The organism is Roseixanthobacter liquoris (assembly GCF_043195135.2).
GTDB lineage: Bacteria > Pseudomonadota > Alphaproteobacteria > Rhizobiales > Xanthobacteraceae > NCEH01.
Genome location: NZ_CM195537.1, coordinates 2,180,879 through 2,193,965, shown reverse-complemented (window position 1 = coordinate 2,193,965; position 13,087 = coordinate 2,180,879). Strand labels below are relative to the sequence as shown.

The following is a 13,087-nucleotide window of genomic DNA, read 5'->3' as shown; positions in this document are numbered from 1 at the left end:
AATATTTCATTGTCACTGAAAACCAGGGCTGCTAGCTTCGTGGAATGAAGCTCGCGGAATGGCTCGAAAGCACCGGGACCAAGCGAAGCGCCTTTGCAAGGCAGGTCGGGCTCTCGCCCGCCAGCGTGACGGCGCTGTGCAATGACGCGCGCGCGTGGATCTCCCGCGAAACCGCCGAGCGGATCGCCGAGGCCACGGGCCATGCCGTCACGCCCAACGACTTTCTCGGCCTTCCCGCGCCCCGCATCCGAGGTTTGCCCGTGACCGATACCGTTCAATCCCGCGTTCAGCTTGCCATCGAAGCCATCGCCCGTGGCGAGATGGTCGTGGTCACCGACGACGACGACCGCGAGAACGAGGGCGACCTCATCCTCGCCGCCTCCCTCGCGACGCCCGAGAAGATGGCTTTCGTCATCCGCAACACCTCCGGCATCGTCTGCACGCCGGTGCCGGCCTCGGAGGCCAAGCGCCTGCGCCTGGAACCCATGGTGGCGAACAATGACGCCCCCATGGGCACCGCCTTCACCGTTTCCATCGACGTGCGGCACGGCACCACCACCGGCATCTCGGCGGAGGAGCGCACCAACACCGTGCGCGCGCTCGCCAATCCCAACATGGGCGCCGGCGATTTCGTGCGTCCGGGCCACGTCTTCCCGCTGATCGCCAAGGACGGCGGCGTGCTCATGCGCTCCGGCCACACGGAAGCGGCGGTGGATCTGTGCCGCCTCGCCGGCCTGCCGCCCATCGGCGTGATCGCCGAGCTGGTCAACGACGACGGCACGGTTCAGCGCGGACCCCAGGTGACGACGTTCGCGGAAAAGCACAATCTGCACCGCATTTCCGTTGCGGACCTCATCTCCTATCGCCAGGCGCGCGAAAAGCTGGTGACCCGTTCGGCCGAATTCCCGGTGCCCACCAGCGTCGGCGAATTGCAGGGCTTCTCCTTCATCACCCCGTTCGATTCCGTGAATCATCTGGCGCTGGTCCATGGCCGCATCGGCGATGGCGAGAAGGTGCTGGTGCGCCTGCATCGCGCCGACCCGGTCGCCGATGCCTTCATGGGTGCGAAGGTGCTCCAGAAGGCGTTGGAGCGCATCAAGGCGGAAGGCCGGGGCGTGCTGGTCTATCTGCGCGACGGTACGGCCGGCGTTCCGCCCACCGCGATGGGTCCGGGCGAGAAGACGCCGAGCGAGTTGGAGCGTGACCGCCACTGGCGCGAGGTGGGCCTCGGCGCACAGATCCTGCGCGATCTCGGCATCGTCTCCATCCGCCTGCTGGCGTCGAAGGCCCGCACCTATGTGGGCCTTGCCGGCTTCGGCATCGAGATCGTCGAGACCGAGCACCTGGAAAGCTAACGAACTGGAAAGCCGACGGAAAAGCCGGCGCCCCATAAAAGCGGCGGCTAACCTCTTTTTTACCGCCCGGGAAGGTGGCAGCATGCGTCGATCGTTCGTCGCGGCTGACACCTCCCGGAGGCGCCATGACACAGCGGATCGTTCGCCACCCTGGCGCCCCGACTCTTTGGCTTGCCATCCTGGGCCTGCTGATGCTGGCCCTGCGCCCCGCCGCCGCGGCGGACCTGCCGGTCGACGTCCAGCTGGTGCTGGCGGTGGACGTGTCCTTCTCCATGGACCCGGACGAGCAGGCGCTTCAGCGCGAGGGCTATGCCTCAGCCCTTGTCTCCGCTGAATTCCTGGATGCCCTGCGGCTCGGCCCCAACGGCCGGATCGCGGTGACCTATATGGAATGGGCGGGAGAGCACGAGCAGAAGGTGGTCCTGCCCTGGCAGGTGATCGACGGACCGGAGAGCGCGCGGGTCGTGTCCGAGGCGATTCGCGCGGCGCCCCTGCGACGGATCTACCGGACCTCCATTTCCGGCGGCTTGCTGTTCGCCGCAGATCTCTTCAAGGACAGCGGCTTTCGCCCCTTGCGCAAGGTCATCGACGTCTCGGGGGACGGGATGAACAACCAGGGGCGGCCGGTGGAACAGGCGCGCGACCAGGTGGTGGCCCGCGGCATCACCATCAACGGCTTGCCGTTGCTGCTGAAACGGGCCGGAAACTCGGTCCTCGATATCGCCGACCTCGATCTCTATTACGAGGATTGCGTGATCGGCGGCCCCGGCGCCTTCGTCATCCCGGTGCGGGAACAGGCGGAATTCGCCCGTGCCATCAAGACCAAGCTGGTGCTGGAGGTGGCGGGGGTGGAGCGGCCGCCGCCGCGCCTGCCGGTCATCAAGGTGGTGCAGCCGGCCCGCGTCTCCTGCCTCATCGGCGAGCGGTTGTGGCAGGAGCACTGGAACAATTGATCCGGCCGAAAGCTGCACCCCGCCCCCGGCCGAAAGCAAAATGTTTCACGTGAAACAATGACTTGGATCAGACGAACATCGGTTTAGTGGCCCCTCTCCGCGCCCTGCCGCCGGAACAAACCGCCATTTCAGCCGAATATTGGCTCATTTCGGCGAGGGCTGAATTCGCCCCCTACCGGGAGAACACGCCCACCAGTTCCACATGGGGCGAATAGCGGAACTGGTCCACCGGCGTCACCGACCGCAACACGAACCCGCCCTCGGCGAGGAGGCGGGCGTCGCGGGCGAAGGTGAGCGCGCTGCACGAGACATAGGCCAGCCGCGCCACCTTGGATCGCGCCAGCTCGCGGGCCTGGGCTTCCGCCCCCTGGCGCGGGGGGTCGATCACCACCGCGTCGAAGCGGGCCAGTTCCTCCGCCACCAGCGGCCGGCGGAACAGGTCGCGCACCTCGCCGCCCACGCCCTTGAGGCGGGCGGTGGCCTTGGCGGCGCGCTGCAGGGCCGCCACCGCCGGGGCGTTGCTCTCATAGGCGCTCACCCGCGCCGTCTGGGCGAGGCGGAGGGCGAAGGTGCCGACGCCGCAGAACAGGTCGGCGACGCGCTTTGCCCCCTCGACCGCGCCCAGCGCCAGCCCGGCCAGCGTCTCCTCGCCCATCTGCGTCGCCTGGAGGAAGGAGGCCGGCGGCAGCTCGACCCGCGCCAGCCCCATGGTCAGCGCCGGCGCGCTGCGCTGGAGCACCAATTCCCCATGGCGGGTCAGGCGGGCGAGGTCGAATCGTTCTGCCAGCGCGCCGAGGTCGACCATCAGGTCCGGCGGCAGCGGGCCGGAGCCGCGCACGTCGAGATCAAGCCCGGTCTCGGTGGCGGTGACATGCAGGTCCAGCGGCTTCTTCAGGGGCGCCAGAGCATCGGCCACCGCCTGGGCGGCCGCGAGCGCGCGGGCAAGGCCCGGCGCGAGCACCGGGCATTCGCGCAGCGCCACCATGGCGTGGGACTTGCGCTCGGCGAAGCCCACGACGGTGCGCGCGCCATATTGGCGGGCATGGAAGATCGCCCGCCGCCGGCCGGCGCCATGGGCGTCGATCAGTTCGCCCACGGGCGCTTGGATGCCCTCGCGCGCCAGCGCCTCCACCACCAGGCCGCGCTTCCAGGTCTGATAGGGCGCGGCTTGCCAGTGCTGGAGCAGGCACCCGCCGCACACGCCGAAATGGGAGCAGACCGGCACTGCGCGGTCCGGGCTGGCGGAAACGATGGTCTCCACCTTCAGCCGGTCCTTGTCGCGCACGCCCGCGACGGTTTCCCCCGGCAGGGCATAAGCGACGAACAGGGGGCCGTCCGCGCTCTCGGCGATGGCATCCCCCTGGGCGCCCATGCGGGCGATGACGGCTTGCATCATGGCTTCACCGCCCCGATCAGGAATTCGTGATTGCCGTCGCCCCCGGTGATGGGCGAGGGAATGAGGCCCGCAACGCGCCAGCCCAGTCCTTCCACGGTCTCGCGCACGCGGGCGCAGACGGCGGCATGGGTCGCGGCATCGCGCACGATTCCCTTGCGCACATGGGCCGGGCCGGCCTCGAACTGCGGCTTCACCAGCGCCGCGAGGCGGGCGCCGGGCGCGGCCAGGGCAAGCGCCGCCGGCAGAACCAGGGCGAGCGAGATGAAGCTGACGTCGATCACCACCAGATCGACCGGCTCGGGCACCTTTTCGCGGTCCAGGCTGCGGGCATCGGTGCCTTCCAGCAGCACCACGTCGGGATGGCCGCGCAGGCGGGCGTGGAACTGGTCGTGCCCCACGTCCACGGCATAAACGCGCTTTGCCCCGCGCCGCAGCAGCACATCCGTGAAACCGCCGGTGGAGGCGCCCACATCCAGCGCCACGCACCCGGCGGGATCGATGGCGAAGGCGTCCAGCGCGGCTTCCAGCTTCAGCCCGCCGCGCGAGACGAAGGGGTGAATGTCCCGCGCCTCGATGGCCGCGTCCTCCGCCACTTCCTCGGAGGGCTTGGCGACCGGCTTGCCGTCGACATGCACCTGCCCCGCCAATATGGCGGCCTGTGCGCGCGCCCGGCTGTCGAACAGGCCGCGCGCCACCAGAAGCTTGTCGATGCGCTGCCGCGCCATGACCCATACCCGCCGTAAAAGAAACCGCCCGCGTCCCGGGGAGACAGCGCGCACCCGGACCGCGCGCCCCGGGAAGCCCGCCCGCATTAAGCCAGCCGCGCAAATCTGATCGCGCGCGGCCGGCCGGTCGTGATATGCGATGGCTGGGGGAGAGGCAAACGGCAAGCGACGGAGCAGGCGGCCCTTCAGGGGACGCGCCGGCTGCCTGATGGGAGAATGTATGCGTATCGCCCTCGCAGCCTGCTGCGCCCTGGTGCTCGCCGCGGTGCCCGTCGGTGCCGGCGTTGCCCAGGCCAACACATCCCAATCCGCCACCGGGAAATCCGGTTCGGGCAAATCCGGCTCCGCAAAGGCCAATGCCGCAAAGGCCAGCGCGTCCAAGGGCAACGCCGCCAAGACGCAGATGCCCGCCGACACGCGCGTGTGGAGCCTGGTGCGCGGGGACGACACCTATGTGCTGCGCTTCGCCCAGCCCCGCGCCACCGATCCGGTGTTCGCGGCCACGTGCCAGCCCTCGGCGCAATTGCTTCAGATCGCGCTGGAGGTGAATTCCACCAAGATCCGCTCCGGCGACGGGGTTGCGCTCTCGCTCTCCAGCGGCAAACGGCATCTGGAACTGGCGGCGAGCGCCTTTCTCGGCTCCAGCGACGGCCTGCTGGTGGTGGAGGCGGCGGTGACCCTGGACCCGCGCGTGTTCGACATTTTCCGCGACGGGGACACCCTCACCATCCGGCTGGCGGGCCAGACGCAGACGCTGCCGCTGGCGGGCGCCCGCGCCCGGCTTCAGGATTTCGAGCGCTCCTGCCTCGCGTTACGGTAACATAGGACCCATATTCACCACGCTGGGATGGGCGGGGCGCCATCGGCTTCCCCTTTTCTGGCGGACGGTTATGATCCCGCGCCATTTTGTGAGGAATTGATCATGTATCGTAAGGTCCTCGCGCTCGCGCTTCTCGCCGCCTCCGCGATGCCCGCGGCGGCCCAGGTGAAGATGCAGTGGGCCAGCAGCAACAGCGATACCGGGGCGACCTTGACCTTCGGCGTGCCGGAAACGGACGAGTCGATCGTCAGCTTCACCTGCGACAAGGGCAAGGACATGGTGCTTGTCAGCGCCTATATCGGCTCCAAGGGGCTGAAGGCGGAGGACGCCGCGCGCATCGTGCTGACCGCCGGGAAGGTGAAGAAGGACCTCGCCGGCCGCGCCGTCGCCAATGAGGAAAGCGGCGCGGTGGATGTGGAAGCCGGCGCCAAGATGGCCGACATCAAGGCCCTGCTCGCCAGCAGCAAGCTTCTCGTGGTCGAGACCAAGGGCGCCAAGCAGCAAGTGGCGCTGGCCGGCGCGCCGGAAGCCTTCAGCCAGTTCGAAGGCGCCTGCAAGGCGAACTGACGCCGCAGCGCGCGGCGGAACGGCAACGCTACACTTTGCCGACAGGCCCAGCTTGTCGGCAAACGCACTGGGCCTGCGTGCATTTCAAGACGATATTGCCTCTCGAATCAGAACGATCCCACAGCCAGTGCTCGACAATTCCCCTGGGGCGCGCAACCATAGCGCGACAAAAACGGGGAGGGCACCATGGATATCAAGGTAACGGTTCCGTCGGACTTCAGAGAAAAGCTGGTTGAGCTGGCGCGGCGGGCGATCGTGAACGCCCCCCGCTGCCAGAATGAAGAAGCGACGAAAATGTTCCTCGTCCTGCCGCTGATCGGCTTTCTCGGTTACGATCACCTTGATCCGAACGAAGTATTCCCTGAACACCATTGCGATTTTTCCGAAAAATATAAAAATAAAGTAGATTACGCAATCTTCCGCAACGGCCATCCCATCATTGCGGTCGAGTGCAAACAAGCCGGTGCGCAGACGATGCGCGATGATCGCGGCCAATTGCGCAGCTATTTCAACGCGGCCCCGACGGTTAAGATGGGAATATTAACCGATGGATTGACTTGGGAATTCTATGCCGATTCCGATTCACCTAACATGATGGATGAAAATGCGTTCCTTCGATTTGATATGAAAGAGATTGCCAAAGGCCAAGTGGACGATTCCATACTTGAAGGCCTTTTCGCTCTAGGAAAAGCGGCGTTCGATCCAGAAAATATTGGCGCGGAAGCAAAAAGAAAACATGTTTACAACTCTGTTCTTGTCCAGATTACGACACTTGCCGAAGAGCCGTCCGAACAATTCATTCGCGATCTTTTGAGCAGCGCCGGTTTTCCCCGCGTATCGCAACGGACCATCGAAGAATATAGGCCGACGGTGAAGGCCGCATTCCGAGACTTCATCAGTCGGCGCATTCTGCAAAGACTGGATCTTCCGCAGATGGAGGGCGGCTCGCGCCCCAGCGAAATACAGGCCAACCCGCCGCCTCAACCCGCAGTACCGATGGAAGATAAAATTACGACCACCGAAATTGAGTTAAAAATTTTCGGATGGGTGAAACACCGCCTCGCATTTCTAGTTAACGACGAGAAGCTTTTTAAAGAAATCGAGCATGTATCTTATCAGGACTTTCAAGGAAACTTCGCTGTCTTCTACAAGAAAAGCCGCGTTGGCCGAATGTTTGATTTTTACGAGCCAAAAGCCGGCGCTCGCGACCTGCGCATGAAGTTCGTATTTCCTACAGATTCTGGCGCCCAAGAAGAAGTTTTGGTGACAGACCTGTCGGAATTGGACTCCCATCTGCTCACCGCCTTCAAGCAGAGAGTCGCTCAAATCCCGAGGTGAGCCGCCCGCAGACCCTGTTGGTTCGGATCGCCAGACCCCGCCTCAGGCGCGCCGGGTCAGGCCGATGCGGTCGCCTTTGGGCAGCACCGACAGCACCTTCGCGACGATGCCGTCGGCGTCGAGACCGGCCTGGGCGATCTGGCGGGCGGGCGTCTCCTGGTCGATATAGATGTCGGGCAGCACCATGGCGCGCAGCTTCAGGCCGCGATCCAGCACCCCGGCCTCGCTCAGGAATTGCATCACCTGGCTGCCGAAACCGCCGATGGAGCCCTCCTCCACCGTGATCAGCGCCTCATGGGCGCGCGCCAGGCGGCCGATCAGGTCCTGGTCGATGGGCTTGGCGAAGCGCGCGTCGGCGACGCTCGCGGAAATGCCGAGGTCCGCCAGCCGCTCCGCCGCAGCAAGGCAAGCCGCGACCCGCGTGCCGAGGCCGACCAGCGCCACGTCCGTGCCCTCGCGCAGCATCCGGCCGCGCCCGATGGGCAGCACCTCGCCCCGCTCCGGCCGCTCCACGCCCACGCCTTCCCCGCGCGGGAAGCGGATGGCGCTCGGCCCCTCGTCGAACGCGACCGCGGTTGCGATCATATGGGTCAGTTCGGCCTCGTCGGACGGGGCCATGATGGTGAAGCCCGGCAGGCAGCCGAGAAAGGCGACATCGTAGGCGCCGGCATGGGTCGCCCCGTCCGCACCCACGAGGCCGGCCCGGTCGATGGCGAAGCGCACCGGAAGGCCCTGGAGCGCCACATCGTGCACCACCTGGTCATAGGCGCGCTGGAGGAAGGTGGAATAGAGCGCGCAGAACGGCTTGTAGCCCTCCGCCGCGAGCCCGGCCGCAAACGTCACCGCATGCTGCTCGGCGATCGCGACGTCGAAGGTGCGGCTCGGGAACGCCTGGCCGAACAGATCGAGCCCGGTACCGCTCGGCATGGCGGCGGTGATGGCCACCACCTTGTCGTCGTGCCGCGCCTCGTTGATCAGGCTCTCGGCGAACACGCGGGTATAGGTCGGCGCATTGGACTTGGCCTTGACCTGCGCGCCCGTCACCACGTCGAACTTCACGACGCCATGATACTTGTCGGCGGAGGCCTCGGCGGGGGCGTAGCCCTTGCCCTTCTGCGTCACCACATGAACCAGGATCGGCCCGGTCTTGGCGTCGCGCACATTGCGCAGCACGGGCAGCAGGTGCTCGAAATTATGGCCGTCGATGGGCCCCACGTAATAGAAGCCCATCTCCTCGAACAGCGTGCCGCCGGTCCAGAAGCCGCGCGCGAACTCCTCCGCCCGCTGGGCGCCGCGCTCGACGAATTTCGGCATGTGGCCGGCGAGCTGCTTGCCGATCTCGCGGAGCGAGAGATAGGTCCGCCCGGAAATGAGCCGCGCCAGATAGGCCGACATGGCGCCCGTGGGCGGGGCGATGGACATGTCGTTGTCGTTGAGGATGACGATCAGCCGGCTGTCCATGGCGCCGGCATTGTTCATGGCCTCATAGGCCATGCCCGCCGACATGGCGCCGTCGCCGATGACGCAGACGATGTTGCGCTCCTCGCCCGAGAGGTCGCGCGCCACCGCCATGCCGAGGCCGGCGGAAATGGAGGTGGAGGAATGGGCGGCGCCGAACGGGTCGTACACGCTCTCGGCGCGCTGGGTGAAGCCGGAGAGGCCTCCGCCCTGGCGCAGCGTGCGGATGCGGTCGCGCCGCTCGGTGAGGATCTTGTGGGGATAGCACTGGTGCCCCACGTCCCAGATCAGGCGGTCGTGCGGGGTATCGAAAACGTGATGCAGCGCCACCGACAATTCCACCACGCCGAGACCCGCGCCGAGGTGCCCGCCGGTGACGGAGACGGCGTCGATGGTTTCGAGCCGCAGTTCGTCGGCGAGCTGGGGCAGCTTATCGTCGGGCAGGCGTCGCACATCAGCGGGGCTGCGCACCGTATCGAGAAGCGGGGTCTTGGAAGCGGTCACGGAACACTCCGCACATGCCGGCACCGCCGGCCCTGATATCTGCCGGCACCGCCGGCCCTGTTCATCCGCCGGCGTCGCCGGCCCTGGTCGTCTTCCGGCGTCGCCGGCCCAAATCCGGCGGTCCCGCCGGTCCTCGCGCCGACCCGTGCGGCTGAGCCGGGGATCGCACCCGGCGCGCCGGGAGAAAAAGCCTTACACACACAGATGGGCATGTGCAACGCACACGGCCAGACCCGTTAACCATAGATGCGCATGGCGGCTCTTCCCAAGGCGCGTCCCTGTTCCAGGTCCGGCGCGGCCTGCAGGGCGGAACATGGTCATGCACGGGCTCGTCCCGTGCATCCACGCGGAGCCGCCGGCGCCTGCTTTTTCAAGGCCCGCCCGGCCCGCGCGGCGCGGTTGGCCGGACGCGCCCGGCCAGGGCGCGGGTGCGAGACGGCTCACGGATACCGGACGAGATCCAGCGCGCCTAAGACCGCCCTTCCCGCCCCGGCCCGGTGGGCACCCCCGGCCCGTCGAGCAGGCCGGCGAGCTTGCCGGCGCGGATCATGAAGCGGTGCATGTCCAGGGTCGCCAGCGCCAGCAGGCACCCGCCGGCGAGGCGCAGCGCGTCCTTCGCCAGATGGGGCCGGCGCCCGTACTTGCGGCGGACATAGAGTTCCGAGCGCTTCTTGTAGCGGTTGATGGCGAAGGTGGCGCCCCAGGAGCCGGTGCTGGATTTTCCGCCGCTGTGGGACACCTGCGCGCCCGGGACCACGACGATCGGCAGGTCGCGCGCGAGCGCCCGCAAGGCGAGGTCGTCGTCCTCGTGATAGAGGAAAATCTGCTCGTCGAACCCGCCGAGGTCCAGAAACTCCTGGCGCTTCATGAGGAAGGCGGCGCCGTGCACGAAGCGCGTGCAATAATCGCCGGCGATCTCCTCCGCCTTCAGCCGGGCCGCGCGCGGCACCGGTTCGAGGATCGAGCCTTCCTTGCGCATGGGCCGACCGGTGTCGCCGAGGATGGAAGGCATGATGATCGCCGGGCCATAGGCGCGCTCGGCCGCCACCAGGCGATCCAGCGCGTCCGGCGCCAGGGCCGCATCGGGATTGAGGAAGAACACATAGTCCCCGCGCGCGGCCCGTGCCCCGGTGTTGCAGGCGGTGCCGAAGCCGAGGTTGCGCGGCAGAGCGATCAGCCGGGCGGGACGCGCCAGATCGGCCATGAAGGGGGTGCCCTGCGGGCTCGCATTGTCCACCACGATCACCTCGCACCCCGCGGGCACGGAGGCGATGGCGCGGCCGATCACCGCCCCGCTGTTGTAGGACACCAGGATGACGCTGACCGCAGGCGCGTCCGCAGCCCCGGTGTCCGCGGCCTCAGTCTCGTTCGGGGTCATGGCTTCTCCACGCGGCGCTTGCCGCATCGTGGTAGCATCCCGCCGCGCCACGCCACAACGCACCGCTGACAACACGCGGCCCCACAACACGCCGTCGCCGGCCCGTGCGGGCGCGGGGCCTTTCATCGCGCGCCGGGCTCCGGTAGAAGGCCAACGACCATGGCCCCGCACGAACCAGACCAGACGCTCCGCCGCCATTTCTTCTTCGTGGCGGGCTTCGATCCCATGAGCGCGGAAGGCCATCACAAGGTCTTCACCCGCGAGATCGCGCGATTCGCCAAGGTGTGGAACGTCGAGACCGGCTGCGATCAGGCGATCGCGCCCACCGCGACCGGCGCCGTGTGGAATGCCCAGGCGCGCGGCGCCGGCTGGTCCACGCAGACCCGGTTCGAGCTGCTCGCCTGGGACGAATTCGTGCGCGCCGACATGGCGCGCAGCCGCTGGTCGCACATCCTCGGCACGACACGGGCGCTGGCCGACATGATCGCCAGCGGAACGGTGGTGCGCTATTTCCGCCTCAGCCACCGCTACGGCATCTTCTTCGTGCTCACCTATGTGGTGCTGCTCGCCATCACGGCCGCAGCGCTCGCCGCCGGCTCTGGCGCGGCTTATGTTTCCGCTGCGCCGCTCGGCCCCATCCCGGCGCTTCTCCTCGGCGCGCTGGCGGCCGGCGGGGTGTTCTTCGGCCTCATGGCGACGCTGGGCAAGCGGCTGCGGCTCAAGCAATCGCTGGACCTTGCGGAATTCTCGGTGGATTACGCGCGCGGCCGGCATCCCGACATCGACGCGCGGATCGTCGCCTTTGCGGCGCGGGTGCGCGAGGTGGCGCGGCAGGGCGGCGTGGACGAAATCGTCATCGCGGGCCACAGCCTCGGCGCCATGCATGTGGTGAGCCTGATGGCGCAGGTGCTGGCGCGCGATCCGAAATTCGGCACGCGGATCCCGATCCGCCTGCTGACCCTCGGCTCCACCACGGCGAAATTCGCTTTGCATCCCGCCGGCACCCGCCTGCGGGCGGCCGCCCACAAGGTGCATGCCGCCCCGGCGGTGGGCTGGGCGGAATTCCAGGCGCGCGACGACATCGTCAGCTTCTACAAGGTCAATCCGGTCACGCTCGGCCATGCCGGCAATGCGGACGGGCGGCGCCGGCCGTTCGTGCGGCAGATCACCATTCGCGGCCTGCTGACGCCGAAGACCTATGCCCGCTTCCGCTTCGACGTGATGCGGCTGCACTGCCAGTTCTTCCTCGCGAACGACCGCAGGGCGACGTACGATTTCTATGCCTTCGTCTGCGCGCCCGTGACCTTCGACGAGCTGGTGCGCCAGATCGACGGGCCGCTGGCGATCTTTGCGCAGGACGGGGCGCTCATTCCCCTCGCCGACCGCATGTCCACCGCCGTGGGCGGCGAGGCCCCGGCCAAGACGGCAAAGACAGCAAAGCCTGAAAAGCCGGCCGCGAAGACGCCCGCACCCGCCAAGGCGCGTCCCGGATCCGGCCGCCGCGTCCGGCCCAACCCCAACAGCAGGAACAGGAAGCGCCCATGAGCACGCTCGCCATCGCGAAACTGGCCTGGGCGCTCGGCGTCATCGCCTGGTACGTCATCCGCATCCCGTTCGAGCGCAAGGCACGCAAGGCCAGGGTCGCCGACCGGCGCCATCGCACGACGCGGGAAATGGTGCTGCTGTCCATCTCCACGCTCGGGCTCGGCATCATTCCGGCGATCTATGCGGCCACCGGCTTTCCCCATGGGCTCGGCTATGCCCCCGCCCCGCTTCAGGTGGCCGCCGGCATCGCCGTGTTCGCGGTCTCGCTCTGGCTGTTCTGGCGCACCCATCGCGATCTCGGCCGCAACTGGTCGGTGACGCTGGAGATCAAGGACGCGCACCAATTGGTGACCTCGGGGGTCTATGCGCAGGTGCGCCACCCCATGTATTCCGCCTTCTTCCTGTGGGCGGTGGCGCAGGCGCTGCTGCTGCCGAACCTGCTGGCCGGATTTTCCGGCCTCGTCGGCTTCGGCATCCTGTTCTTCTTCCGCGTCGGGCAGGAGGAGGCGATGATGCGCGAGACCTTCGGCGCGCAATATGACGCCTATTGCGCGCGCACCAAGCGCATCATTCCCGGCCTCTACTGAGCTGGCATCGCCGAAAGGAACAAAGCCCGCACCCGGCGCGGCGCGCGATTCGCGCCCGTTCTGTTCGCCGCCCGTTCGCCCGCTCCGCGCGCCCTGTCCCGCACCGGGACAGTTCAGCCCGCATCGAGGGGCGCCGTGCCGCTCGGCCGGCCGTCGGCATCGCGGGTGATGGTCTCGACCCGCGCCTCGGCCTCCTTCAGCAGGGCGTCGCAGCGGGCTTTCAGCAGTTCGCCGCGCTCATAGATGGCGATGCTCTCCTCCAGGGGCACGTCGCCGCGCTCCAGGCGCTGCACGATGCCTTCCAGCTCCGCCAGGGCCATTTCGAAGGAGAGGGTCGCGACCGCCGGGCCGGCGCCGGCGCCTTTGGCCTGCGGGGGGGCTTTCAGGGCGTCGGTCTTGGGAGCGTCGGCCATGGGCTTTCCTTTCGCGTGCGGCGGGCGGGCCTGCGGACGGGCCCGCCG

General features: G+C 67.6%; 12 protein-coding genes. 7 read left to right on the top strand and 5 right to left on the bottom strand.

Annotated features, from left to right (window positions below):
• The first annotated feature begins 44 nt into the window (after positions 1 to 44).
• The gene (ribB, locus tag V5F84_RS09665; protein WP_394045947.1) at positions 45 to 1,355 is read left to right on the top strand and encodes a 3,4-dihydroxy-2-butanone-4-phosphate synthase; all 1,311 of its coding nucleotides are present in this window, start codon (positions 45 to 47) and stop codon (positions 1,353 to 1,355) included.
• A gap of 125 nt (positions 1,356 to 1,480) precedes the next feature.
• Positions 1,481 to 2,308 (top strand): DUF1194 domain-containing protein, encoded by an 828-nt coding sequence (locus tag V5F84_RS09660; protein ID WP_394045945.1) that lies wholly within the window; start codon positions 1,481 to 1,483, stop codon positions 2,306 to 2,308.
• A 172-nt stretch (positions 2,309 to 2,480) separates the two neighbouring features.
• Here the strand turns inward: V5F84_RS09660 and V5F84_RS09655 are convergent, their stop codons facing one another.
• Positions 2,481 to 3,704: a class I SAM-dependent RNA methyltransferase gene (locus tag V5F84_RS09655; RefSeq protein ID WP_394045943.1), complete on the bottom strand. Its 1,224-nt coding sequence runs from the start codon at positions 3,702 to 3,704 to the stop codon at positions 2,481 to 2,483.
• Positions 3,701 to 4,429, bottom strand: coding sequence for a TlyA family RNA methyltransferase (locus tag V5F84_RS09650; RefSeq protein WP_394045941.1), 729 nt, complete (start codon positions 4,427 to 4,429; stop codon positions 3,701 to 3,703). Before V5F84_RS09650 ends, V5F84_RS09655 begins: the two co-directional genes overlap by 4 nt.
• A gap of 220 nt (positions 4,430 to 4,649) precedes the next feature.
• Here V5F84_RS09650 and V5F84_RS09645 point away from each other — a divergent pair, with 220 nt between their 5' ends.
• The 3 genes from V5F84_RS09645 (at position 4,650) to V5F84_RS09635 (ending at position 7,154) form a co-directional block, all read left to right on the top strand.
• Entirely contained in the window at positions 4,650 to 5,249 is a 600-nt protein-coding gene (locus tag V5F84_RS09645) for a hypothetical protein (RefSeq protein WP_394045939.1), read from the top strand.
• A gap of 102 nt (positions 5,250 to 5,351) precedes the next feature.
• Positions 5,352 to 5,816, top strand: a complete 465-nt coding sequence (locus V5F84_RS09640; protein WP_394045937.1) for a hypothetical protein — start codon at positions 5,352 to 5,354, stop codon at positions 5,814 to 5,816.
• A gap of 186 nt (positions 5,817 to 6,002) precedes the next feature.
• Positions 6,003 to 7,154, top strand: a complete 1,152-nt coding sequence (locus V5F84_RS09635; RefSeq protein WP_394045935.1) for a type I restriction endonuclease — start codon at positions 6,003 to 6,005, stop codon at positions 7,152 to 7,154.
• Between the two features lie 42 nt (positions 7,155 to 7,196).
• Here the strand turns inward: V5F84_RS09635 and dxs are convergent, their stop codons facing one another.
• Positions 7,197 to 9,116 (bottom strand): 1-deoxy-D-xylulose-5-phosphate synthase, encoded by a 1,920-nt coding sequence (gene dxs, locus V5F84_RS09630; protein ID WP_394045933.1) that lies wholly within the window; start codon positions 9,114 to 9,116, stop codon positions 7,197 to 7,199.
• 469 nt (positions 9,117 to 9,585) lie between these two features.
• The gene (locus V5F84_RS09625) at positions 9,586 to 10,494 is read right to left on the bottom strand and encodes a glycosyltransferase family 2 protein (RefSeq protein ID WP_394045931.1); all 909 of its coding nucleotides are present in this window, start codon (positions 10,492 to 10,494) and stop codon (positions 9,586 to 9,588) included.
• Positions 10,495 to 10,653: 159 nt separating this feature from the next.
• Between V5F84_RS09625 and V5F84_RS09620 the strand changes: the two genes are divergently transcribed.
• Both V5F84_RS09620 and V5F84_RS09615 read left to right on the top strand, forming a co-directional pair.
• Positions 10,654 to 12,039, top strand: a complete 1,386-nt coding sequence (locus V5F84_RS09620; protein WP_394045929.1) for an alpha/beta hydrolase family protein — start codon at positions 10,654 to 10,656, stop codon at positions 12,037 to 12,039.
• The gene (locus tag V5F84_RS09615) at positions 12,036 to 12,626 is read left to right on the top strand and encodes a protein-S-isoprenylcysteine O-methyltransferase (protein WP_394045927.1); all 591 of its coding nucleotides are present in this window, start codon (positions 12,036 to 12,038) and stop codon (positions 12,624 to 12,626) included. Before V5F84_RS09620 ends, V5F84_RS09615 begins: the two co-directional genes overlap by 4 nt.
• A 113-nt stretch (positions 12,627 to 12,739) precedes the next feature.
• On the opposite strand, the gene V5F84_RS09610 is transcribed toward V5F84_RS09615, so the two are convergent.
• Positions 12,740 to 12,946: an exodeoxyribonuclease VII small subunit gene (locus V5F84_RS09610; protein ID WP_509277205.1), complete on the bottom strand. Its 207-nt coding sequence runs from the start codon at positions 12,944 to 12,946 to the stop codon at positions 12,740 to 12,742.
• Positions 12,947 to 13,087 lie beyond the last annotated feature (141 nt).